A 21,233-nucleotide genomic window follows, 5' to 3' on the forward strand; every position below is an offset into this window, starting at 1 on the left:
GTGGCGCCGGGGGCTCAGGCCCCCGGCAGCGGCGTCGGCGCGGGCTCCCGGGTGACCCGGCGCACCACCCAGACGGTGATCAGCAGCAGCAGGGCGTACGGCGGGTAGCCCAGGGCGAGCCGGGCCACGCCCAGCGCGGTGTCCTGGTGGGCAAGGTAGAGCCCGGCCTGCACGCCGACCTTGGCCAGCCACACCACGCCCCAGAGCACGGTGAGCTGGGTGAACGTGCGCACCAGCTTCGGGTCGTCGCGCCACTCGGACCGGCCCTTGGCCACCAGCACCGACCAGATCCAGCCGACCAGCGGCTGCTTGATGGCCGCCGAGAGCAGCAGGGCCAGGCCGTAGCCGATGCCGTAGAGGATGCCGGGAAGGTAGAAGTCGCGCTCGTCGCCGGTGCGCCAGGCGATGGCCGCGCCGATGGCGATGCCGACCAGGCCGTTGACCGCGTGCCGCACCGGCCGGCGCTGGGCCAGCCGCAGCCCGGCGATCAGCAGCGCCACCGCCACCGAGGCGATCACGGCCGGGCGCAGGTCGCCCACCACGTTGGCGATCACGAAGACCACCACGGGGATGCTCGACTCGACCAGACCCCGCCAGCCGCCGAGCTGGTCGGCCATCTGCTCGGCCATGCTGGGCAGCCGCTCGTCCTCCGGCCCGAGTTCCGGCTCGGTGTGCTGTCCGGTCGTCACTTCGGCGACTCCAGCTCGTAGTACGGGTTGTAGATCACCTTGCGGTCGTCCCGTACGGCCACCCGGCCGCGGGCGGTGAGGTGCCGGCCCGGCTCGATGCCGTCGATGTGCCGCCGGCCCAGCCAGACCAGGGTGACCACGTCGCTGCCGTCGTAGAGGTCGGCCTCCAGCGTGGGCAGGTTGGTCCGGGGCGTGTAGACCACCGTGCGCAGCCGCCCGGTGACCGAGACCACCTGGCCGCGCGTGCACTGGCGGGCCGGCATGCCGCCGCACTCGGCGCTCTCCCGTTGCAGCTCCTGCGCCTCGATCTCGGCCTCGCTCGCGGTGAGCCGTTGCAGGAACCGCCGCAGCGACACCCGGCTCTCGTCGGTCGTCATGACCTCCGCGTCACCCTCTCCACGCCCGCCGGCTCCCGCCGGCTCTGGGTAGGCCCCGGATTGCCGGAACCGTTCCGCCAGCGTACGCCGAACCGGCCCGGCGGCGGGACCGGCGTCGGAGGGCGTACCTCCGGGGGCCGGACACGCGACGGGCCCGGCGTCGTCGACGTCACGCCGACTCCGACCGGGCCCGGATCGCGGTGCTCGGAACTCAGGCCTCCCGCTGCTGCGGCGCGCCCTCCTGGCCGGCCTGCTGCTCGGCCACCTCGCGGGGCAGCCGCAGCGGCAGCGGCTCGCGGACCGGCTTGGCCTCCTGGCCGCGGTCGACGACCAGGCCGTCGAGGCAGGCCGCGAGGGGGCCGGCGGCGACCGGGTTGGTGGCGGCCTCACCCTGGTAGACCCCGCGGACCATCCAGCGCGGCCCGTCGATTCCGACGAAGCGCAGGTCGGTGATGCCGTCCGGGGTCCGGACGCGGGCGCGCAGCTCGGTGCCGTACTCCCCCTGGACCTCCTGGGCGGCGGCGCCGTCGTTGAACAGCGACTGCCGGATCTCCTCGCGCACCTCGTCCCAGATGCCCTCGGACCGGGGTGCGGCGAAGACGCCGAGCTGGAGGGCGTTCTGGCCGTGCACCAGGACGACCTGCTGGATCACGCCCTGCGGGTCGGCCTGCACCCGCACCTCGACCTCCGGCACCGCCGGGATCTGCAGGCTGCCCAGGTCGAGCCGGGGCGCGTCGGGCGCCTCGGACACGTCGTACGGGCCGCGGGCCGGCGGCTGCGGGGTCTCCTCGGTGTCGAGGACCCCGGCGTCCCGCTCGTCGCGCGCGTGCCGCGCGCCCTCGGCCCGCTTACGGGAGAAGATCACTGCGCCCACCCTCCGCTGTTCGCACTCACCCTGCCACCTCTTCCGTCTGCCCGCCCGCCGGAGCGGGGACCAGCCCGGCGTGCCCGCCGGTGGAGCCGTGCCCGCCGGTCCCGCGCCGGGACGCGGGCAGCTCGACCACCGGCTGGAACTCGGCCCGGGCGACCCGCTGGACCACGAGCTGCGCGATCCGGTCGCCGCGGCTGATCTTCGCCGGCGTCTCCCGATCATGATTGATCAGGTTGACCAGGATCTCACCCCGGTAGCCGGCGTCGACCGTACCGGGCGCGTTGAGCACCGTCACACCGAGCCTGGCCGCCAGCCCCGATCGGGGGTGCACCAGGCCGACGTACCCCTCCGGCAGCGCCACGGCCACGCCGGTCGGCACCAGGGCCCGCCCGCCGGGCGGCAGCTCCACGTCCGCGGCGGCCACCAGGTCCGCGCCGGCGTCGCCGGGATGGGCGTACGCCGGGAGCGGCAGCTCCGGGTCGAGCTGCCGTACGGGCACGGGTACGACGTCTGTCACGGTCATCCTCTTCCGTCCGGTCCTTGCGGGGGTGACCCTGCCATCCTGCCGGTTCGCCGGCCACCGGCGCGCCGTACCCTCGGACTGTGCGTCAGTCGTCATCCTCGACCGCCCCCGTGGCCGCCACCGCCGGATACGCGGAGCGCCTCGGGCTGCCCTGGTGGGCCTGGCCGGCCGGCCTGGCCGTCGCCGGGCTGCTCGCCGCCGAGCTGTGGATGGGCGCGAGCGGTGTCCGGGCCTGGCTGCCGTTCGTGCTGCTGCTTCCCGCGGCGGCGGCCACGCTCTGGTGGCTGGGCCGGATCCGGGTCACCGTCCAGGGCGGCGAGCTGCGGGTCGACGACGCCCGCCTCCCGGTGCGCTTCGTCGCCGACGCGGTGCCGCTGGACGCGGCCGGCCGGCGTGAGGTGCTCGGCGTCGGCTCCGACCCGCTCGCCTTCGTGGTGCAGCGCCCCTGGGTCGGCGGCGCGGTGCAGGTGGTGCTGGACGATCCCGACGACCCGACCCCGTTCTGGGTGGTCAGCACCCGCCACCCGGTCGAGCTGGCCACGGCCCTGCTCGCCGCCCGCGACGCCGCCTGACCGGCCCGGCGGTCCGCCGCGTCAGGGCTGCTTGCCGGGCAGCGCGCGGGCCTGGTGGCGGAGGTCCTTGCGGAGCTGGTCGCCGAGGGTGCGGGTGGCCCGCCGGTTGAGGTAGCCGGCCACGGCGGCGCCGGTCAGGAACGGGCCGAGCGTGGTGAGGTTGCGGCCGAAGCGGCGCAGCAGGCTGTCGCGCAGCTCGCGGCGGGCGGCGGTGCCCAGCACCGCGCTGACCCCCACGCCCGGCATCATCGGGTTGACCCCGCGCTGGGTGGCCCAGGACTGCACCAGCGACACGGCCCGCTGCGCGCCCCCGGCGGGCAGCGGCACCCGGTGCACCTCGTGCAGCTCGCCGATCAGCTTCAGCTCGATCGCCACCACGGCGACCGTCTCGGCGGCCAGCAGCACCGGGGCGGAGAGCAGGGTCGGGGTGACCGCCCACTCGACCGCGGCGACCCCGCCGCCGGCCGCGCCGACGCCGGCGGTGGCCCGGGCCGCGTTGCGGATGAGCCGGTCGGCGAGGGCGTCGTCGTCCAGGCCGGGGAAGTGCTTGCGGAGCGTGGCCCGGTCGCGGATCGGCACGCGCGGGGCGATCTCGGCGACGGTGTCGGCCATCCAGCGGATCGCGGCCTTCGGCTTGTACAGGTCGGTGATGCCGCGGGCACGGGCCTGGCCGACCAGCCGGGTGAGCAGCTGCCGGCGGCGGGCCACGGGCAGGTCGTCCGCGGTCAGCGCGGCGACGGTCGCGCCGAGCTCCTCGGCGTCCGTGCCGGGCCGGCCGGCGTCCGTCGTGGGCGGCGCCGGCTCGGCGGAGGCTTCCGCGGGTGGTGTCCCCCCGGTCGACCGGCCCCCGTCGGCGTCCGGCCCGTCGGCCCGCTCGCTGCGCTCGCTCACCCGTCCGCCCTCCTGCTCCCCGCGGCGTGACAGCCGCCGGTACGAGTCAAGCAGCTTCCCGCCACCGGCGCACGGCGGCTCGATAAGCGGCGGCCCCGTCGAGGAGGCCGCCGCCGGTGTCTCGCGTCGGGGTCAGACGCACTCGCGGCAGATCAGCTCGCCGTTGCGCTCGACCGCCAGCTGGCTGCGGTGGTGGACCAGGAAGCAGCGGGCGCATCGGAACTCGTCCTGCTGCATCGGTAGCACCTTGACCGTGAGCTCCTCGTCGGCCAGGTCGGCGCCGGGCAGCTCGAAGCTCTCGGCCACCTCGGCCTCGTCGACGTCCACGGCGCCCGACTGTGTGTCGACGCGCCGGGCCTTGAGCTCTTCCAGGCTGTCCTCGCCGAGGTCGACCTCGTCGCGACGCGGGGCGTCGTAGTCGGTGGCCATCGGTTTCACTCTCCCATATCGATATGGTCGCTTCCGGTTGTAACGCCGGACGACGCTGTTTCGGTTCCGCTGGCCGGCCACCAAATGTGTCGGTCACCCGACCCGACCGTCGGGAGCCGGGCCGCCAGGAAGGAACTCCCCCAGCGAGCGCGGAACCTTACCCCCCCTTTGGGCGAGGCATGTATACCGCCCTCGTGGCAGAGATGTACGCCCCTGCGCCCGAAGTTGTTCCCAATGTGACTCAGGCGACACGAAGATAGGGGTAGTAGTACCCGTTCCCCCGGTGGCGCGCCGGCATGTCGGGCTGTTTCCACGCGACGGCCGGACAAGCGTTAACCTCAGCGGCGTACTCGACGGCCGGCGGGGCGGACCGACCGCCGGCGGCCGCCGCCACCCAAACACCGTCCGGGGAGCGCCCAGAATGAGTTTTGCGCGAGTGCGGGCACTCGTTGTCGTCGGACTGCTGGCGGTCACCGCCCTGGTCTTCGTCGTCGTCGCCCTGGTCCGCGACACCCAGGGCACGGCCAGTTCCGCCGAGGACTGCCCGCAGGGCTGGCCGGTCGCCGACCTGCGCCTGCGGGAGCAGAAGGACGTCAAGATCAACGTCTACAACGGCAACCCGGACGAGGTCGGCCTGGCCGGCAGCGTCGCGGACGACTTCCGCAACCGCAAGTTCCAGGTGAAGAAGGTGGGCAACGCCAAGCCCGTGGACACGGTGGCGGTGCTGCGCTTCGGCCCCAAGGGCGTCGGCTCCGCGCATCTGCTGCGGGCCTACTTCCTCAACCAGGCCAAGCTCGAACCCGACCTGAAGCGCACCGACGACACGGTCGACGTGGTCCTCGGCAACGGTTTCCAGCAGTTGGCCACCACCACCGAGGTCAACCAGTCCCTCGGCGACCTCGGCTCGCCGGAGGCGCCGGCCGGCACCTGCCCGGGCCCGGTCCGGTAGCAGTCGCACTCCCGGAAAGAGTGGCCTCCCCCGGCGGGGTGGCCACTCTTTCCGCGTTCGGGGCCGGGCGGGACCGGTCACGGGCCGCCGGAGGCGTCCAGGGCGGCGAGCCGGGTGTGCAGCGGCTCGTACAGCGCGGGCGGCGCGGCGAGCACCAGGTCCGGGCCGGCGGGCCGGCCCGACAGTCCGGTCACCAGCAGCCCGGCCTCCCGGGCGACCAGCCCGCCCGCGGCGAGGTCCCAGGCGGCCAGCCCCTTCTCGTAGTAGGCGTCCACCCGGCCCTCGGCGGCCAGGCAGAGGTCGAGCGCGGCGGCGCCCATCCGGCGGATGTCGCGCACCTGCGGGATCAGTTCGGCGACCACCCGGGCCTGGTGCGCCCGGCGCCCGGCGTCGTAGCCGAACCCGGTGGCGACGAGCGCCTGCCCGAGGTCGGTCTCGGCGGAGCAGCGCAGCCGCTGCCCGTCCCGCCAGGCGCCGCCGCCCGTGGTGGCCGTCCACTCCTCCCCGGTCGCCACGTTGCGCACCACCCCGGCGACCACCTCGCCGGCCACCTCGGCGGCCAGGGAGACCGCGCAGTACGGCAGCCCGTAGAGATAGTTGACAGTGCCGTCGATGGGGTCGACGATCCAGCGCACCCCGTTCTCGGCGGCCGGGCCGGCCTCCCCCGCGCCGTACTCCTCGCCCAGCACCGCGTCGCCGGGGCGCAGCGTCCGCAGCGCCGCCAGCACCTGCCGCTCCACCGCCCGGTCGGCGGCGGTCACCACGTCGGTGACGGTGCTCTTGGTCGCGGCGACCGACACCCCCTCGGCCCGCATCCGGTGCGCGGTGGCCGCGGCGTCCCGTGCCACCTCGACGGCGATCGTGAGCAGTTCCTGCGGCGTGGGTGCCGAGGCGGTCATGTTCGTCCCCTTCCGGCACGACCCGGACCGGCCGGTTCGTGCGCGGGTATCATCCTTACAAAGTCCACAACTGCGTCTAATCGGCGGTCCGTACGGCCGGTCCACCGTGCGGCGCAGGATGATCGCCGCAGACGGCGTTACAATTCACCCTGCCCCACGCGCCACGGACCGCCAGCGACCGGTCGGCCCGGGACACGGGGGTCCCTCAACGACATCGCCCGGCACGGCGGCCCGTGCTGCGCCGGACGACCCGGCCGTGCTCGCTCTTCGCCTCCGGAAGGTCATTCGTGACAGAACCACGCCAGACCGGCGCCGACGTTCGCTCGCTCACCGACACCCTGATCGCCCACGCGCAGAGCGCCGGCGGCCAGCTCACGTCGGCCCAGCTCGCGCGCACCGTCGAGTCCGCTGAGGTGACCCCGGCCCAGGCCAAGAAGATCCTCCGTGCGCTCTCCGAGGCGGGCGTGACGGTGGTCGTGGACGGCTCGGCGAGCACCCGCCGCCGGGTCGCCGCCGCCCGGTCCGCCACCCCGGCCTCCCGGGCCACCACCGCCAAGACCACCAAGAAGGCCGCCGCGCCCGCCCCGAAGCAGGCGCCGGCCGCCGAGGAGGCCCCGGCCCCCGCCCCGCGGAAGGCGACGGCACGCAAGGCCGCCGGCACCACCGCCGAGGTGGCCGCCAAGGCCGCCGCCCCGGCGAAGGCCACCAAGTCGACCCGGGCCACCAAGGCCACCGTCGCCGCCAAGAACGCCGCCGCGAAGCCGGCTAAGGACGGGGCGAAGGGCGAGGGCGCCGAGGGTGAGATCGACCCGGAGGAGCTCGCCGCCGAGATCGAGGACGTGGTGGTCGAGGAGCCGGCCGAGCTAACCCAGGCCGCCGAGGCCGACGCGGCCAGCTCCGCCACCGACAACGACTTCGAGTGGGACGACGAGGAGTCCGAGGCGCTCAAGCAGGCGCGCCGGGACGCCGAGCTGACCGCCTCCGCCGACTCCGTCCGGGCCTACCTCAAGCAGATCGGCAAGGTGCCGCTGCTCAACGCCGAGCAGGAGGTCGAGCTCGCCAAGCGGATCGAGGCCGGCCTCTACGCCGCCGAGCGGCTGCGCGCCGCCGACGAGGGCGAGGAGAAGCTCACCCGCGACATGCAGCGCGACCTGATGTGGATCTCGCGCGACGGCGAGCGGGCCAAGAACCACCTGCTGGAGGCGAACCTCCGGCTGGTCGTCTCGCTGGCCAAGCGCTACACCGGGCGCGGCATGGCCTTCCTCGACCTCATCCAGGAGGGCAACCTCGGCCTGATCCGCGCGGTCGAGAAGTTCGACTACACCAAGGGCTACAAGTTCTCCACCTACGCCACCTGGTGGATCCGCCAGGCCATCACCCGCGCCATGGCCGACCAGGCCCGCACCATCCGCATCCCGGTGCACATGGTCGAGGTGATCAACAAGCTTGGCCGGATCCAGCGCGAGCTGCTCCAGGACCTGGGCCGCGAGCCCACCCCGGAGGAGCTCGCGAAGGAGATGGACATCACACCGGAGAAGGTGCTGGAGATCCAGCAGTACGCCCGGGAGCCCATCTCGCTCGACCAGACCATCGGTGACGAGGGTGACAGCCAGCTCGGCGACTTCATCGAGGACTCCGAGGCGGTCGTCGCGGTCGACGCGGTGTCGTTCTCGCTGCTCCAGGACCAGCTCCAGCAGGTCCTCCAGACGCTGTCCGAGCGGGAGGCGGGCGTGGTACGTCTGCGCTTCGGCCTCACCGACGGCCAGCCGCGCACCCTGGACGAGATCGGCCAGGTGTACGGCGTGACCCGGGAGCGCATCCGGCAGATCGAATCCAAGACCATGTCCAAGTTGCGGCACCCCTCGCGTTCCCAGGTGCTCCGCGACTACCTGGACTGACCGCCACGCGTCAACCAGCCGTGTCGGTTTGATCACCAGCCGTAGAACACTCTCCGGTGACCTGACGGTTGCCCGTTTGTGATCGTTGACGTGGCACCCTTGGTGCACGGCACACTGTCTTCCCGCCAGGTGTGACCTCCGTCCCCGACGGGCACACAGGGAAGGCAGGGCCCGAGAAGGGTGTTGCACGATAGGTGAGCAACCGAAGAGAGTGTTCATCGGTGACGACCAGAGGAGGAAGGCGATGACCCCGACCCTCACGCCGCCGCCCGAGACGGTGAGCCCCCCGGCCGCCGATGAACGGTGCGACCGCTGCAATGCTGCCGGCAAGCTCCGGATCACTCTGGCGGGCGGGAGCGAGCTGGTGTTCTGTGGGCACCACGCGAACAAGTACGCGGAGGATCTCGTGAAGATCACCGTGCGCTACGCGTCGGACCCCGAGTTCAGCTGGCGTGGCGCCGATCTGATGGCGAACTGAGTACGAGGAATCCGCAACTCGACATAAGCCGGCCGGAGGTCCCCAGGGACCTCCGGCCGGCTTTTCGCACACCCACCCCCGGGAGCGTTGATCAAGGAGTTTGCGTCGGAATCCGGCTGGACCCTGACGCAAACTTCTTGATCAACCAGACCGGGGCGGGCGGTTGGACCCGTCAGAGGGTCTGGACCGTCGCGATGCGCTCTTCCAGTTGTTCGATCGTCGCCTGGGCGCTGGGCGGGCCGCCGCAGAGGCGGCGCAGCTCGGCGTGGATCTTGCCGTGCGGCTGCCCCGTGCGGTGGTGGCGGGCCGCCACGAGGGCGTTCAGCTGCCGCCGGAGGGCCACCCGGCGCTGGGCGGCACTCATCGGTGCCGGGGGCGCCGTCGGGGCCGCAGCGGCCGGCTCAGCGGCCCGCTGGGTGCTCCGGCGCCGCTGGGCGGCGAGCTGCTCGGCCTGCCGCTTGGTGAGCAGCATCGAGACCTGGTCGGCGGTGAGCAGACCGGGCAGCCCGAGGTATTCCTCCTCCTCCGGGGTGCCGGCCTGGGCGGCCGTGCCGAACGACGCACCGTCGAAGATCACCTGGTCCAGCTCGGCCGTGGCGGACAGCGCCGCGAACCGCTTCTCCAGCTCCCCGCTGGCCTGGTCCTCCCGCTGGGCGCGCTCCAACAGGTCGTCGTCGAGCCCGTCGGAGTCCTTCGGCTTCCCGAGCACGTGGTCCCGCTCGGCCTCCATCTCGCTGGCCAGCCCGAGCAGGTGCGGCACGCTGGGCAGGAAGACCGAGGCGGTCTCACCGGGCCGGCGGGCCCGGACGAACCGGCCGATCGCCTGCGCGAAGTAGAGCGGCGTGCTGGCGCTCGTCGCGTAGACGCCGACGGCCAGCCGGGGGATGTCGACGCCCTCGGACACCATCCGCACCGCGACCAGCCAGCGCTGCTCGGAGGCCGCGAACGTCGCGATCCGCGCGGACGCGCCCTGGTCGTCGGAGAGGACCACGGCGGCCTTCTCACCGGTCACCTGCTCCAGCAGCTTGGCGTACGAGCGGGCCACCTGCTGGTCGCTGGCGATCACCAGGCCGCCCGCGTCGGGCATGCCGTTGTTGCGCAGCACGGTCAGCCGGGCGTCGGCGGCCCGCAGCACCTGCGGCATCCAGTCGCCGGCCGGGTCCAGCGCGGTACGCCACGCCTGCGCGATGAGGTCCTGGGTCATCGGCTCGCCCAGCCGGGCGGCCAGTTCCTCGCCGGCGTTGGTGCGCCACCGGGTCTCCCCGGAGTACGCCAGGAAGAGCACCGGCCGGACGACGCCCTCGCGCAGCGCGTCGGAGTAGCCGTAGACCGAGTCGGCGCGGGAGCGGAGCAGCCCGTCCCCGCCCCGCTCGTAGCTGACGAACGGGATCGGGTTGTCGTCGGAGCGGAACGGCGTGCCGGTGAGCATCAGCCGGCGTACCGCGGGCTCGAAGGCCGCCTTGACGCCGTCGCCCCAGGTCCGCGAGTCGCCGGCGTGGTGGATCTCGTCGAGGATGACCAGCGTGCGCCGGGTCATGGTGCGCCGCCGGTGCACCTGCGGCGCCATGCCGACCTGGGCGTACGTGACGACCGCGCCGTGGAAGTCGGCCGCGGAGTGCAGGTCGGCGTTGCGGAAGGCGGCGTCGAGCTGGATGCCGACCCGGGCGGCGGACTCCGCCCACTGGGTCTTCAGGTGCTCGGTCGGGGCGACCACGGTGACGGCCTCGACGGTGCCGTCGTTCAGCAGTTCGGCGGCGATCCGGAGGGCGAACGTGGTCTTACCGGCGCCGGGCGTGGCGACCGCCGTGAAGTCCTCGGTGCGGCGGCGCAGGTACTCCACCATCGCCTTGCGTTGCCAGGCACGCAGGGGTGGGAACGTGTCGAGCGCCGGCAACCGCGGTGCCACGCGTAGCTCCTCTCCGCTCGCAGGCGGCGACGGGCCCCGCCCGGCCGAGGGCCACGGGTACCGCCGCCCATGAAAACGCCCTCGCGCATCGGTGCCGCGAAGGCCGACTCAGCATAACCAGCGGGGGCGTTCCGCCCCACTCGACGCCACGCTGGTCACATCCGCCCACCCCGGCGTGGCAGGGCTCAGACCTGCGGTCCCCGGGCGCCGGTGCGCGGCGGCCGCAGCGCCGGCACCGGGGCGGACCAGCGCCGCCGCAGGGACACCAGGCGCAGCCCGAAGACGAAGACGGCCGCGGCGGTCAACGGCCCGCTGGTCGCCAGGCCGTACGTCGACAGCAGCGCCACCGCGATCGACCCGGCGAGCGCGGCCACGGCGTAGATCTCCCGGCGCAGCACCACCGGGATCTCGCCGGTGAGCAGGTCCCGGCCCAGCCCGCCGCCGATCGCCGTGAGCATGCCGATCATGCAGGCGCCGACGGCCGGCACGTGGGCGTCGAGGGCCTTGAGCGTGCCGGTGACGGTGAACAGGGCGAGTCCGGCCGCGTCGAGCACCAGCACTGTGGTGCGCAGCCGGGCGAACTGGGGATGCAGCCAGAAGATGGCGGCGGCGGTGACCGCCGCGGTGACCGCGTACCGCCAGTCGGCGAAGGCCAGCGGCGGCACCTCGTCGATGACCAGGTCGCGGAAGATTCCGCCGCCGAGGGCGGCGACGACGCCGACGAAGACCACCCCGAAGAGGTCGAGCCGTTTGGCCACCGCCGCGGAGGCGCCGGAGGCCGCGAAGACGGCCACGCCGGTGAGGTCGGCGAGGAGCAGCGGGGTGGAGGTGGTCACCGCCGCAGGTTACGCGGGCGGCCGGGGAGGCCGCCCGGGATCACTCGGCGTACGAGTCGTAGATCTCCTTGCACTTCGGGCAGACCGGGGAACCCGGCTTCGCGGCCTTGGTCACCGGAAAGGTCTCGCCGCAGAGAGCCACCACGAAGGTGCCCATGACGGCACTCTCCGCGATCTTCTCCTTGCGGACGTAGTGGAACATCTCCGGGCCGGTGTCGGCGTCCTTCAGCTCGGGACGCTCGAGAACCTCTGTACTCACGTCTACACCTCCAACGGTCCAGTTTTGCAGGTCGATCCGGCCCGGTCCACCTGGGCCCGCGCCGAGAGCGGCCCGTACCGTAGCCGAAGTGACCAACTTTCACATCAGTCTCGGCACCGAGGTGGCCGACGCCCTGCGCGACGGGCGTCCGGTCGTCGCCCTGGAGAGCACCATCGTCTCGCACGGTCTGCCCCGGCCGGACAATCTTCGCGTCGCGCGGGAGATCGAGCAGGCGGTCCGGGACGCGGGCGCCGTCCCGGCCACCATCGGCATGGTCGCCGGTGAGCTGATCGTGGGGCTGGACGACGCCCAGCTCACCCGGCTCGCCACGGTCGACGGGGTGAGCAAGCTCTCGGTGCGCGACCTCGCCGTGGCGGCGGCGACCGGCGCGGACGGCGCCACCACGGTGGCGGCGACCAGCGCGGTGGCCGCGGCGGCCGGGATCGGCGTCTTCGCCACCGGCGGGCTCGGCGGGGTGCACCGGGAGGCCGCGCAGACCTTCGACGAGTCCGCCGACCTGGTCACCCTGGCCCGGACCCCCATCGCGGTGGTCTGCGCCGGGGTGAAGTCGATCCTCGACGTGGGCGCCACCCTGGAGCGGCTGGAGACCCTAGGGGTGAGCGTGGTCGGCTACCGCACCCGCCGCTTCCCCGGCTTCTACCTCACCGACGCCGGCTTCGACCTGGACTGGTCCGTGGAGTCCCCGGAGCAGGCCGCCGACGTGCTGGCCGCCCGCCGCGACCAGGGCGTGCATCACGGCGGGCTCATCGTGGCGAACCCGCTGCCCGTGGACGAGCAGCTCGACCCCGCGCTGCACGACCGCACCCTGGCCACTGGCCTGGCGATGCTGGCCCGTGACGGGGTGACCGGCAAGGCGGTGACCCCGTTCCTGCTGGCCCACTTCCACTCGGCCACCGAGGGCGCCAGCCTGGCGGTGAACGTCCGGATCATCCTGCGCAACGCCGACCTGGCGGCCCGGATCGCGGTCGCCTCGGCGGCCCGCCGCACCGCCCCCTCGGCATGAGTCCCGCGCCCCGCATCATCGTCGTCGGCGACGTGATCACCGACGTGCTCGCGGTGCTCTCCGGTCCCCTGGCCACCGGCTCGGACACCGCGGCCGGGATCCGGTTCAGCGGCGGCGGCCAGGCGGCCAACACCGCGGCCTGGCTGGCCGGCCAGGGGGCTGCCGTCACCCTGGTGGCCGCCGTCGGCGACGACGAGACCGGCCGCGAGCGGGTCGCCGAACTGGAGCGGGTCGGGGTGACCTGCGCGGTGGAACGCCACGAGGGCTACCCGACGGGCACCGTCATCGTGCTCACCCACGACGGGGAGCGCACCATGGTCAGCCAGCGGGGGGCGAACCTGCGGCTGACCGCCGGGCACGTCGACCGGACCGTGGCGGCGGCGCCCGACGCCGGGCATCTGCACCTGTCCGCGTACCCCCTGTTGGACGTGGGGTCGCGCGGCGCGGGCCTGCGCGCGCTGGCCGCGGCCCGCGAGCGCGGGCTGACCACGAGCGTCGACGCGGCCTCCGCGGCCCCGCTGCGGCGGGTCGGCACGGCGTTCCTGACCTGGGTACGCGACGTCGACCTGCTGCTGGTCAACACGGACGAGGCGACGGTGCTGGCCGGCGGGCTGGACCCGGCGGCGCAGGCCCGGGCGCTGACCTCGGTGGCCCGGCGGGTGGTGGTGAAGCGGGGCGCGGCCGGCGCGGTGTGGGTGGACCGGACCGGGCTGGTCGAGACGGCCCCGGCGCCCGGGGTGGCCGTGGTGGACGTGACCGGGGCGGGCGACGCCTTCGCCGCCGGCCTGCTCACGGCGTGGCTGGAGGGCGCGAACCCCCGCGCGGCACTGACCCGAGCCGGCGACCTGGGCGCCCTGGCGGTGACAACGATAGGCGCCCGCCCCCAACCCTGACCCCCTGACCCCCTCGCTCGCCGCGATCTTGCACTTGCAGCCCCGTTCCTGTCCGGTTCGGGCGGTTTGCCGGGGCACCAACTGCAAGATCGCGGTGGGTGGGTGGGTCGGTCAGGGTTCCGCGTCGATGACCTTGTGGGGGCGTTCCTCCGCCGTGAGGGACATGGGTGGGGTCTCGTCGCGGTGGCGGTGCTGGAACTTTCCGGCCAGCCGGTGCTCTTCCTTGGGCGGGCGGTCGTTGGCCAGCAGCACGGCCAGCCACGGGATGAGCACCATCCCGAGACCGCAGAGCGGCAGCCAGAGCCAGAGCAGCGGTGCCTTCACACCGACCAGGACCGCACCGATCACCAGGCACGCGACCCGGATTCCCATCATCAGCACGTAGCGCTTCTGCCGGCTGGTGAGCTGGTCGTCCTGGCTGCGCGAGGCGTCGGTGATCAGGATCGGTTGATACGCCTGACGCTTCACCACGGACCTCCTCGAGGGGATTACGACTCATCCTGTCACCCCCGACGGTTGATCGGCGAAAATCGTGACAAGGCGGTGCGTGTTACGCCCGTGGTACGCTGGCCCCGTGGGCAACCGGTTCAGCTTCACCGACGAGGCGTTGGCCAACCTGCGGGTCTACGACGTCACGCCGGGGGAAGTCTGGGAGGCCCTGCACAGCACGCGGCGGGTCATCCGGCACCTCGGGGACGACGTCATGGTGGTCTACGCGACCGACCACCGGGGGCGACGCCTCGCGGTGCTGCTGGCCGAGGCCGACGGCACCGACAACGACTGGGACATCCTCTCCGCCCGCGAACTGAGCGACGTCGAGGCCAAGCGCTACGACGACGCGGTGCGGAGGTCACGCCGACGAGGAGGCGGTCACGATGCACCGTAACGACGCGACCAAGCGGTTCCACGACGGCGGCGACGCGCTCGCCGACCTGATCGACGAGACCCAGCCCGCGGAACTGCCCACCCCCGACACCGATGTGCCGATGGTCAGCCGCTCGGTGCGCCTGCCGCTGGAGACGTACGAGCGGGTCCGGGCGGCCGCCGAGACGCGCGGCATCGGGGTGACCACGCTCATGCGCCAGTGGATCGAGGCCGGCCTGGCCGACCTCGACGACTCCGCCACGGTGTCCCTGGCCGACGTGCGCCGGGCCCTGGCGGCGCTGTCCCGCCCCACCGCCGCCTGAGCCGTCACGCCTCCGGGCCGCTGCTCTCCGGCCCCCTGCGCCCGATCGGGGAGGCCGACATCTCCGGCGGGCGACCGCGGCTGCGCCACGCGTCCGCCAGCGCCACGCCGGCCAGCACGGCGGCCACCAGCCACAGGGCGCGCACGGCGGGACCGTGCGCCAGCAGCGGGACGAGCAGGAGCAGCGCGCCCCCGCCGAGCACCCGGGGCAGCGAGACGCGGCCGAAGATCTCGTACTCGAAGCGGGCCCGGCCGACCAGGAAGAGCAGCGGTCCCCCCACCACGAACAGCAGCAGGGCCGCGTCGGACCGGTGGAACGGCTCGGCGATGACCACCTCGTAGCCGACCGCCGTGGTGAGCACGCCGAGCACGATGACCAGGTGGGTGATCGTGGCCGACGTGCCGAGCCGGCCCGGCACGCGGGCCAGCCGCAGCGCCTCGCCCAGCAGGCGCCCGGCCCGGTGGAAGTAGATCCGCCAGAGCAGCGCCGTGGTGACGAAGGCGACCACGAAGGCCCCGGCCGCCTCGGCCGAGAACTTCTCGCCGCTGTACGTCACCCCGATGACCAGGATCGACTCGCCCAGCGCGATGAGGAAGATCTGCTGGTAACGCTCGGCCAGGTGCTCGCCGGCGATCCGCCAGCCGAGGGTCGGCGAGGATCCGAGCCGCGGCAGCGGCCAGCCGGTGAACAGGGCGACGTAGTCGACGGTGAGCGCGAGGGCCCAGAGCGGCAGGCGCATCTCGTCGGGCCCCAGCGCGCCGCCCAGCCAGAGCGGCGCGGTCCCCCCGGCCCAGGCGGCCAGCCGGAGCGGCACCAACCGCCGCGGATGGCCGTGCAGCGCGGCGGCGATGACGATGGGCCGGCCGAACATCACCGCCACGTACGCGACGGCGAACGGCAGCGCCCGCTCCTCCAGGGCCCGCGGCAGCGCCACCCCCATCAGCAGGCTGGCGAACATGGTGCCGATCACCACGGCCTGGATGACTGCCTGCTCCGGCTCGTAGCGGCTGGTCACCCAAACGGTGATCGTCCACACCATCCACAACGCCAGGAAGAGCAGCACCGTGCGGCCGACCGCGGCGGCCAGCGACCAGCCGGTGGCGGGCAGGCTGTTGATCAGCCGCTGGGACACCCGGGTCAGCGCGAAGACGAAGACCAGGTCGAAGAAGAGTTCCAGGAAGGTGGCGCGTGCGGAACTCATCGGCGGGCGCAGCAGCGCCGCAGCCCGTTCGTCCACCGTGACCCCCGTCCGCCGTCCTGCCTCCCAACGACGCGGCCACCGCCCCGGTTGCGTGTCCCCGGGCGGGTCACATCGGCGAGGCCGGGCGTTCCGGCGGGCGGCCCCGGGCCCGCAGCGCGTCCGCCACGGCCATCCCGGTCAGCACCGCCGTGACGCCGGCGGCGATGCCGAGCAGCGGCAGCCGGCTCAGCAGCGGCACCCCGAGGACCAGCAGCAGCAGACCGATCACGCGGGACCGGGAGACGCGGCCGAACACCTCGTACTCGAACCGGGCCCGGCCGACCACGAAGAGCGCCGGGCCCCCGACGATGGCCGCCACCCGGACCGCGTCGGCGTGCCCCCCGGGCTCGGCGATGGCCACCTCGTAGCCGACCGCCGCGGTGACGATGCCGGCGATCATCGTGAGGTGGGTCCAGGTGGCCGACCGCCCGAGGCGGGCCGGCTGCCGGGCCTCGGCCACCGCCTCGACCAGCACCGAGCCCGCCCGGTGGAAGTAGATGCGCCAGAGCAGCACGGTGGTGGCGAAGGCGTCCAGGAGGCCGATCCAGCGCAGCAGCGTGAAGTCGCTGCCGCTGAACCCGACGCCGGCCACGAAGATCATCTCGCCGAGCGCGATGATGGTGAACTGCTGGTAGCGCTCGGCCAGGTGCTCGCCGGTCACCGTCCACGCGGTGGCCGTCGCCCGGCCCAGCCGGGGCACCGGCCAGCCGATGACCAGGCCCAGGTAGTCCATCGCCAGGGCCAGGCCCCAGCAGAGCAGCCGCAGGTCCTCCCCCACCAGGCCACCGACGAGCCAGGGTACGGCCGAGACGGCCGACCAGACCACGATCCGGCTGGACAGGTGCCGTTGGGAGTGCCGGCGCAGCGCCACCGTCAGGTAGATCGAGCGGCCCAGCTGGATGGAGACGTACCCGGCGGCGAAGCTCAGGCCGTGCGGGCCGTAAGCGTCCGGCACCGAGACCGCCATCACCAGGCTGCCGCACATGGACCCGACCATCACCGCCTGGATCGGCGGTTGCTCGGGGTCGTAGTGGCTGGTGGCCCAGGCGGTCAGCGACCAGACCATCCAGAGCGCGAGCAGCAGGAACAGCGTCTGCGCCAGCTCCAGCGGGAGGCGTTCGCCGCCCGTCGCCACGTCGGTGATCAGGCGCTGCGAGACCCGGGTGAAGGCGAAGACGAAGACGACGTCGAGGAAGAGCTCCAGGAAGGTCGCACGATGGCTGCCCCCGCCGCCGCGCAGGAGTTCCGCCCCCCGCTCGTCCGTCATCACCCGCCCGCCGTGACCGCCTTGACGATCATGCAACGAGCCAGCGTGGGCCCGGGTTGCGTCAGCCCTTCGCGGCCTTCGCCTCCGCCTTCATCCGCTGCTTGTACTCACGGACCCGGCGCAGCGACTCGGGATCGGTCACGTCGGCCACCGAGCGGTACGCGTCCACGTCGCCGTAGCCGCCGGCCGCCTCGCGCCAGCCGTCCGGGGTGATCCCGAACCGCTTGCCGAGCAGGGCGACGAAGATCTGCGCCTTCTGCCTGCCGAAACCGGGCAGCTCGCCGACCCGGCGCAGCAGCTCCCGGCCGTCGGCCACCTCGGACCAGAGCCGGGCCGGGTCGCCGTCGTAGCGCTCGACCAGGGCCCGGCACACCTCCTGCACCCGGGCCGCCATGGCCTTGGGGAACCGGTGCAGGGCCGGCGGCCGGGCGAAGATCTCGACCAGGGCCTCCGGGTCGTGTTCGGCCAGCTCCCGGGCGTCCGGCTCGTGGCCGAGCCGCTGGGCGAGGACGTACGGGGAGGAGAACGCCTTCTCCATCGGCACCTGCTGGTCCAGCACCATGCCGAGGAGCAGCGCCAGCGGGCTGCGCGCCAGCAGCTCGTTGGCCTGCGGGTCGATGGGCAGCGAGAGCGTCATGCCCTCCATCCTGCCGCGCCCGCCGCCACCCGTGTGCGCGACACGGCCCGGTGGACTGGGGTGGGGTCCACCGGGCCGTGCGGCCGCGCTCGTCAGTTGACGACGAACAGCAGCCGGTTCGGCGAGCCGGTGCCGGGGTTTGTCACCTTGCCGGTGGTGGCGTTGGTGGTCAGGTAGCTGGCCACCTGCGCCGGGCTGTACGACGGGTTGGCGCCGAGCACCAGCGCCGCGGCGCCCGCCACGTGCGGCGAGGCCATCGAGGTGCCGCTCAGCGTGCTGCTGGCGGTGTCGCTGGTCCGGTACGCGGAGACGATGCTCGACCCGGGGGCGAAGATGTCCACGCAGGAGCCGTAGTTCGAGAAGGACGAGCGCGCGTCGCTGCTGGTGGTGGAGCCGACGGTGATCGCGGCGGCGGCCCGCGCCGGCGAGTAGTTGCAGGCGTTGGCGCTGGAGTTGCCGGCCGCGACCGCGTACGTGACGCCGGAGTTGACCGAGTTGGTCACCGCGTTGTCGATCGAGCTGCTGACGCCGCCGCCGAGGCTCATGTTGGCCACGGCCGGCTTCACCGCGTTCGAGGTGACCCAGTTGATGCCGCTCACCACGCCTGTGGTGCTGCCGCTGCCGGAGCAGTTGAGCACCTTGACGGCGATGAGCCGGACGCCCTTGGCCACGCCGTACCGGGTGCCGCCGACGGTGCCGGCCACGTGGGTGCCGTGTCCGTTGCAGTCGGTGTTGTTGGTGTCGACGGTGTTAGTGCCCCAGGTGGCCCGGCCGCCGAAGTCGGTGTGGGTGGTCCGGATGCCGGTGTCGATGATGTACGCCCGGACGTTCGAGGCCGTGTTCGGGTAGGTGTAGCTGGCGTTCAGCGGCAGGCTGCGCTGGTCGATGCGGTCGAGGCCCCAGGACGGCGGGTTGGTCTGGGTGGCCTGGGCGCTGACCACCCGGTCCTGCTCGACGTACGCGACGGCCGGGTCGGCGGCGAGCCGGCGGGCCTGGGCGGGGCTCAGCTTCGCGCTGTAGCCGGTGAGGGCGGAGGTCCACACCGTGCCGACGCTGCCGCCGTAGCGCTTGGCCAGGCCGGCGGCCCGGTCCGGCACGGCGGTCCGGGCGGCGAGGCTGTTCGCGGCGCCGACGGTGTCGCTCTTCAGCACCACCAGGTAGCTGCCGCTGATGGCGTCGGGGGCGGAGGCGTAGCGGACGTCGCCGGTCGGCGCGGCGAGGGCGGGGGTGGAGGCGGCGGCGGCGAGGGCCGCGGCGGCGGCCGTGACGGCGAACGCGCGCAGCGCACGCCGCCGGGGAACGGACACGTCGGACATCGTCTGGCTCCCTACCGGGCGTTCCCGGGCTCGTGGCCACCGGGGCGCCCATCGACGGATGTTGGCGCAGATGCTAGCCATTCATTGATGAACATAAAAGAGATAACGGCCGATACAGTGAGCTGACGGTATGGATCCGCCGGGTGCCGGCCGGTCGGGCGCCCCGGGGAGGCAGGATGACGACGTGGACCGTCACGACATGCTGCTCTCCCCCGCCGGGGTCGACGCGCTGCGCACCGCCCTGACCCGGGCGCGCTTCACCGCCAACGGGATCGCCGACCGGCTCGGCCCGCAGGCCACCGGCGCGGTCGCCCGCAACGACTACCGGGCCGCCCTGCGCGCCACCGAGGACCGGGACCCGCTCGGCACGCTGATCCGGGTGTTCATCTGCGACCAGACCGAGCCGGAGCCCGTGGTGGCCGCCGCCCTCGCCCCGCTGACCGTCGAGGAGGCGCTCGCCGGTGGCCTCGTGGAGCCGCACGGCGAGGGGCTGCGCGCCGGCGTCGACCTGGAGCCGTACGGGGACGACTGGTTCGTGCTCGCCGACGTGCCGGCCAGCGCCCGCCCCGGCCGCCCGCTGCACGCCGAGCACGTGCTGGGCATCGGCGGCGCCACCCAGACGCTCATCGGCGCGACCGTGCGCCGGCCGGTGGAGACCGCGCTGGACCTGGGCACCGGCTCGGGCGTCCAGGCCCTGCACCTGTCCACCCACGCCCGCCGGGTGACCGCCACCGACGTCTCCGAGCGGGCGCTGCGCTTCGCCGCCACCACCGCAGCGCTCAACGGGCAGGACTGGGAACTGCTCCGCGGCGACCTGGTCGCCCCGGTGGCCGGCCGCCGGTTCGACCTCGTGGTGAGCAACCCGCCGTTCGTGGTCGGGCCCGGCACCACGACGCACGTCTACCGGGACTCCGGCCGGGTCGGCGACGCGATCGGCGCCGAACTGGCCGCCGCCGCCCCGCACCTGCTCACCGAGGGCGGGACCATGCAGTACCTGGCCAACTGGGTGCACGTCACCGGCGAGGACTGGGCCGAGCGGGTCACCGGCTGGTTCGCCGGCACCGGCCTGGACGCCTGGGTGATCCAGCGCGAGGTGGCGGACCCGATGGCGTACGTCAACCTGTGGCTCACCGACGTCGGCGAGACGGCCGACCCGCAGCGAATGGCCGCCTGGCTGGACTGGTTCGACGCGCACAAGGTGGAGGCCGTCGGGTTCGGCATCGTCTCGCTGCGCCGCGCCGGCCACGACGAGCCGATCGTCCGGGTGGAGGACCTGCGCCAGCGGGTCGAGCCGCCACTGGGCGACCGGGTCGGCGAGTGGTTCGACAGGCAGGACTGGCTGCGGGCCCGCGACACCGACGGGCTGCTGGCCGCGCGCTACCGGGCCGCCGACGGGCTCCAGCTGCGCCAGGAGGCCACCATGGGCGAGGAGGGCTGGGCCGTGGACCGGCAGGTCCTCGCCATGCCGCGCGGGCTGCGCTGGTCCGAGGAGATCGACCCGCTGGTGCTCGCCCTGGTCGGCGGCGCGGACGGCCGGCTGCCCCTGCGCGACCAGCTCGCCCTGCTCGCCGCCGCGCACGACGTCGCCCCGGACGAGCTGGCCGAGGCGGCCGGGCCGATCGTGGCGCACCTGGTCGAGCGGGGCATCGTCGAGCCGGTGGCGGACTGATGCGGGCCGTGGTGCAGACGGTCGGCCGGGCCGCCGTGACTGTCGACGGCGAGGTGGTCGGCGAGATCGCCGACGGGCTGCTGGTGCTGCTCGGGGTGACCCACACGGACACCCCGCAGGTGGCCGCCACCATGGCCCGCAAGATCCACGAGCTGCGCATCCTGGACGACGAGCGCAGCGCCGCCGACACCGGCGCCCCCGTCCTCGTGGTCAGCCAGTTCACCCTCTACGGCGACGCCCGCAAGGGCCGACGCCCGAGCTGGACCGCCGCGGCCCCCGCCGAGGTGGCCGAACCCCTGGTGGACGCGGTGGTCCGCGAGCTGCGCCAACGAGGTGCCAAGGTGGAGACCGGCCGCTTCCGCACCCACATGCTCGTCGAGAGCGTCAACGTCGGCCCCCGCACCCTCCTCCTGGACCTCTGAC

At 73.7% G+C, this 21,233-nt stretch carries 24 protein-coding genes and 1 pseudogene; 10 read left to right on the forward strand and 15 right to left on the reverse strand.

Translation table 11 applies throughout. The features are described from left to right. Nucleotides 1-14 precede the first annotated feature (14 nt). From GA0070603_RS11900 to dut, 4 genes are all read right to left on the reverse strand, one after another. Nucleotides 15-689: a DUF3159 domain-containing protein gene (locus GA0070603_RS11900; protein ID WP_091311797.1), complete on the reverse strand. Its 675-nt coding sequence runs from the start codon at nucleotides 687-689 to the stop codon at nucleotides 15-17. Next, nucleotides 686-1,066 carry an OB-fold nucleic acid binding domain-containing protein gene (locus tag GA0070603_RS11905; protein ID WP_091311801.1) on the reverse strand — a complete coding sequence of 127 codons (381 nt, stop codon included), beginning with the start codon at nucleotides 1,064-1,066 and terminating at the stop codon, nucleotides 686-688. Before GA0070603_RS11905 ends, GA0070603_RS11900 begins: the two co-directional genes overlap by 4 nt. 211 nt (nucleotides 1,067-1,277) lie before the next feature. Next, nucleotides 1,278-1,931: a DUF3710 domain-containing protein gene (locus GA0070603_RS11910; protein ID WP_091311806.1), complete on the reverse strand. Its 654-nt coding sequence runs from the start codon at nucleotides 1,929-1,931 to the stop codon at nucleotides 1,278-1,280. A gap of 25 nt (nucleotides 1,932-1,956) precedes the next feature. After that, on the reverse strand, nucleotides 1,957-2,454 hold the full coding sequence (gene dut / locus GA0070603_RS11915; RefSeq protein WP_208862868.1) for a dUTP diphosphatase: 498 nt from the start codon (nucleotides 2,452-2,454) through the stop codon (nucleotides 1,957-1,959). A gap of 86 nt (nucleotides 2,455-2,540) precedes the next feature. Here dut and GA0070603_RS11920 point away from each other — a divergent pair, with 86 nt between their 5' ends. After that, entirely contained in the window at nucleotides 2,541-3,032 is a 492-nt protein-coding gene (locus tag GA0070603_RS11920; protein WP_091311814.1) for a DUF3093 domain-containing protein, read from the forward strand. Nucleotides 3,033-3,053: 21 nt separating this feature from the next. Here the strand turns inward: GA0070603_RS11920 and GA0070603_RS11925 are convergent, their stop codons facing one another. Together GA0070603_RS11925 and GA0070603_RS11930 are read right to left on the reverse strand one after the other, a co-directional pair. Further along, nucleotides 3,054-3,923, reverse strand: a complete 870-nt coding sequence (locus GA0070603_RS11925) for a hypothetical protein (RefSeq protein ID WP_091311818.1) — start codon at nucleotides 3,921-3,923, stop codon at nucleotides 3,054-3,056. Between the two features lie 132 nt (nucleotides 3,924-4,055). After that, the gene (locus tag GA0070603_RS11930) at nucleotides 4,056-4,352 is read right to left on the reverse strand and encodes a DUF4193 domain-containing protein (protein WP_091269374.1); all 297 of its coding nucleotides are present in this window, start codon (nucleotides 4,350-4,352) and stop codon (nucleotides 4,056-4,058) included. A 436-nt stretch (nucleotides 4,353-4,788) separates the two neighbouring features. On the opposite strand from GA0070603_RS11930, the gene GA0070603_RS11935 reads away from it, so the two are divergent. Further along, nucleotides 4,789-5,301 carry a LytR C-terminal domain-containing protein gene (locus GA0070603_RS11935; protein ID WP_208863032.1) on the forward strand — a complete coding sequence of 171 codons (513 nt, stop codon included), beginning with the start codon at nucleotides 4,789-4,791 and terminating at the stop codon, nucleotides 5,299-5,301. 77 nt (nucleotides 5,302-5,378) lie between these two features. Here GA0070603_RS11935 and GA0070603_RS11940 read toward each other — a convergent pair whose 3' ends face one another. Then, nucleotides 5,379-6,200 carry an inositol monophosphatase family protein gene (locus tag GA0070603_RS11940; protein ID WP_091311826.1) on the reverse strand — a complete coding sequence of 274 codons (822 nt, stop codon included), beginning with the start codon at nucleotides 6,198-6,200 and terminating at the stop codon, nucleotides 5,379-5,381. 287 nt (nucleotides 6,201-6,487) lie between these two features. Between GA0070603_RS11940 and GA0070603_RS11945 the strand changes: the two genes are divergently transcribed. Continuing rightward, complete coding sequence (locus tag GA0070603_RS11945; protein WP_091311828.1) at nucleotides 6,488-8,098, forward strand: RNA polymerase sigma factor; 1,611 nt, start codon at nucleotides 6,488-6,490, stop codon at nucleotides 8,096-8,098. 244 nt (nucleotides 8,099-8,342) lie between these two features. Further along, nucleotides 8,343-8,576, forward strand: a complete 234-nt coding sequence (locus GA0070603_RS11950) for a DUF7455 domain-containing protein (protein WP_013284786.1) — start codon at nucleotides 8,343-8,345, stop codon at nucleotides 8,574-8,576. A gap of 172 nt (nucleotides 8,577-8,748) precedes the next feature. Here GA0070603_RS11950 and GA0070603_RS11955 read toward each other — a convergent pair whose 3' ends face one another. The 3 genes from GA0070603_RS11955 to GA0070603_RS11965 all read right to left on the reverse strand — a co-directional run bounded on the left by GA0070603_RS11955 (nucleotide 8,749) and on the right by GA0070603_RS11965 (nucleotide 11,577). Continuing rightward, nucleotides 8,749-10,482: a DEAD/DEAH box helicase gene (locus GA0070603_RS11955; RefSeq protein WP_091311831.1), complete on the reverse strand. Its 1,734-nt coding sequence runs from the start codon at nucleotides 10,480-10,482 to the stop codon at nucleotides 8,749-8,751. 185 nt (nucleotides 10,483-10,667) lie between these two features. Next, on the reverse strand, nucleotides 10,668-11,318 hold the full coding sequence (locus GA0070603_RS11960) for a trimeric intracellular cation channel family protein (RefSeq protein ID WP_091311835.1): 651 nt from the start codon (nucleotides 11,316-11,318) through the stop codon (nucleotides 10,668-10,670). Nucleotides 11,319-11,358: 40 nt separating this feature from the next. Beyond that, the gene (locus GA0070603_RS11965; RefSeq protein WP_030502976.1) at nucleotides 11,359-11,577 is read right to left on the reverse strand and encodes a DUF3039 domain-containing protein; all 219 of its coding nucleotides are present in this window, start codon (nucleotides 11,575-11,577) and stop codon (nucleotides 11,359-11,361) included. Nucleotides 11,578-11,665: 88 nt separating this feature from the next. Between GA0070603_RS11965 and GA0070603_RS11970 the strand changes: the two genes are divergently transcribed. After that, entirely contained in the window at nucleotides 11,666-12,601 is a 936-nt protein-coding gene (locus GA0070603_RS11970) for a pseudouridine-5'-phosphate glycosidase (protein WP_091311839.1), read from the forward strand. After that, nucleotides 12,598-13,494 (forward strand): carbohydrate kinase family protein, encoded by an 897-nt coding sequence (locus GA0070603_RS11975; RefSeq protein WP_091311842.1) that lies wholly within the window; start codon nucleotides 12,598-12,600, stop codon nucleotides 13,492-13,494. Before GA0070603_RS11970 ends, GA0070603_RS11975 begins: the two co-directional genes overlap by 4 nt. A gap of 111 nt (nucleotides 13,495-13,605) precedes the next feature. On the opposite strand, the gene GA0070603_RS11980 is transcribed toward GA0070603_RS11975, so the two are convergent. Then, nucleotides 13,606-13,962 carry a DUF3099 domain-containing protein gene (locus GA0070603_RS11980; protein ID WP_091321861.1) on the reverse strand — a complete coding sequence of 119 codons (357 nt, stop codon included), beginning with the start codon at nucleotides 13,960-13,962 and terminating at the stop codon, nucleotides 13,606-13,608. Between the two features lie 106 nt (nucleotides 13,963-14,068). On the opposite strand from GA0070603_RS11980, the gene GA0070603_RS11985 reads away from it, so the two are divergent. Both GA0070603_RS11985 and GA0070603_RS11990 read left to right on the forward strand, forming a co-directional pair. After that, a complete protein-coding gene (locus GA0070603_RS11985) occupies nucleotides 14,069-14,380 on the forward strand; it encodes a hypothetical protein (protein ID WP_244282502.1) in 312 nt (103 codons plus the stop codon). Beyond that, nucleotides 14,370-14,681, forward strand: coding sequence for a hypothetical protein (locus tag GA0070603_RS11990; protein WP_091311847.1), 312 nt, complete (start codon nucleotides 14,370-14,372; stop codon nucleotides 14,679-14,681). Before GA0070603_RS11985 ends, GA0070603_RS11990 begins: the two co-directional genes overlap by 11 nt. 4 nt (nucleotides 14,682-14,685) lie before the next feature. Here GA0070603_RS11990 and GA0070603_RS11995 read toward each other — a convergent pair whose 3' ends face one another. From GA0070603_RS11995 to GA0070603_RS12010, 4 genes and pseudogenes are all read right to left on the reverse strand, one after another. Continuing rightward, nucleotides 14,686-15,918: a low temperature requirement protein A gene (locus tag GA0070603_RS11995; protein ID WP_244282503.1), complete on the reverse strand. Its 1,233-nt coding sequence runs from the start codon at nucleotides 15,916-15,918 to the stop codon at nucleotides 14,686-14,688. Nucleotides 15,919-15,988: 70 nt separating this feature from the next. Next, on the reverse strand, nucleotides 15,989-17,188 hold the full coding sequence (locus tag GA0070603_RS12000) for a low temperature requirement protein A (protein WP_091311851.1): 1,200 nt from the start codon (nucleotides 17,186-17,188) through the stop codon (nucleotides 15,989-15,991). A gap of 61 nt (nucleotides 17,189-17,249) precedes the next feature. Then, entirely contained in the window at nucleotides 17,250-17,834 is a 585-nt protein-coding gene (locus tag GA0070603_RS12005; RefSeq protein WP_091311853.1) for an HhH-GPD-type base excision DNA repair protein, read from the reverse strand. Nucleotides 17,835-17,926: 92 nt separating this feature from the next. Further along, nucleotides 17,927-19,141: pseudogene (locus tag GA0070603_RS12010) on the reverse strand (S8 family peptidase); the annotation flags it as partial. A 184-nt stretch (nucleotides 19,142-19,325) separates the two neighbouring features. Between GA0070603_RS12010 and GA0070603_RS12015 the strand changes: the two are divergent. Both GA0070603_RS12015 and dtd read left to right on the forward strand, forming a co-directional pair. Then, nucleotides 19,326-20,810, forward strand: coding sequence for a DUF7782 domain-containing protein (locus GA0070603_RS12015; RefSeq protein ID WP_091311860.1), 1,485 nt, complete (start codon nucleotides 19,326-19,328; stop codon nucleotides 20,808-20,810). Beyond that, nucleotides 20,810-21,232 carry a D-aminoacyl-tRNA deacylase gene (dtd, locus tag GA0070603_RS12020; RefSeq protein ID WP_091311863.1) on the forward strand — a complete coding sequence of 141 codons (423 nt, stop codon included), beginning with the start codon at nucleotides 20,810-20,812 and terminating at the stop codon, nucleotides 21,230-21,232. The genes GA0070603_RS12015 and dtd overlap by 1 nt, the downstream gene beginning before the upstream one ends. Nucleotide 21,233: the final 1 nt, after the last annotated feature.

The sequence above is a fragment of the Micromonospora chersina genome (assembly GCF_900091475.1).
Lineage (GTDB): Bacteria > Actinomycetota > Actinomycetes > Mycobacteriales > Micromonosporaceae > Micromonospora > Micromonospora chersina.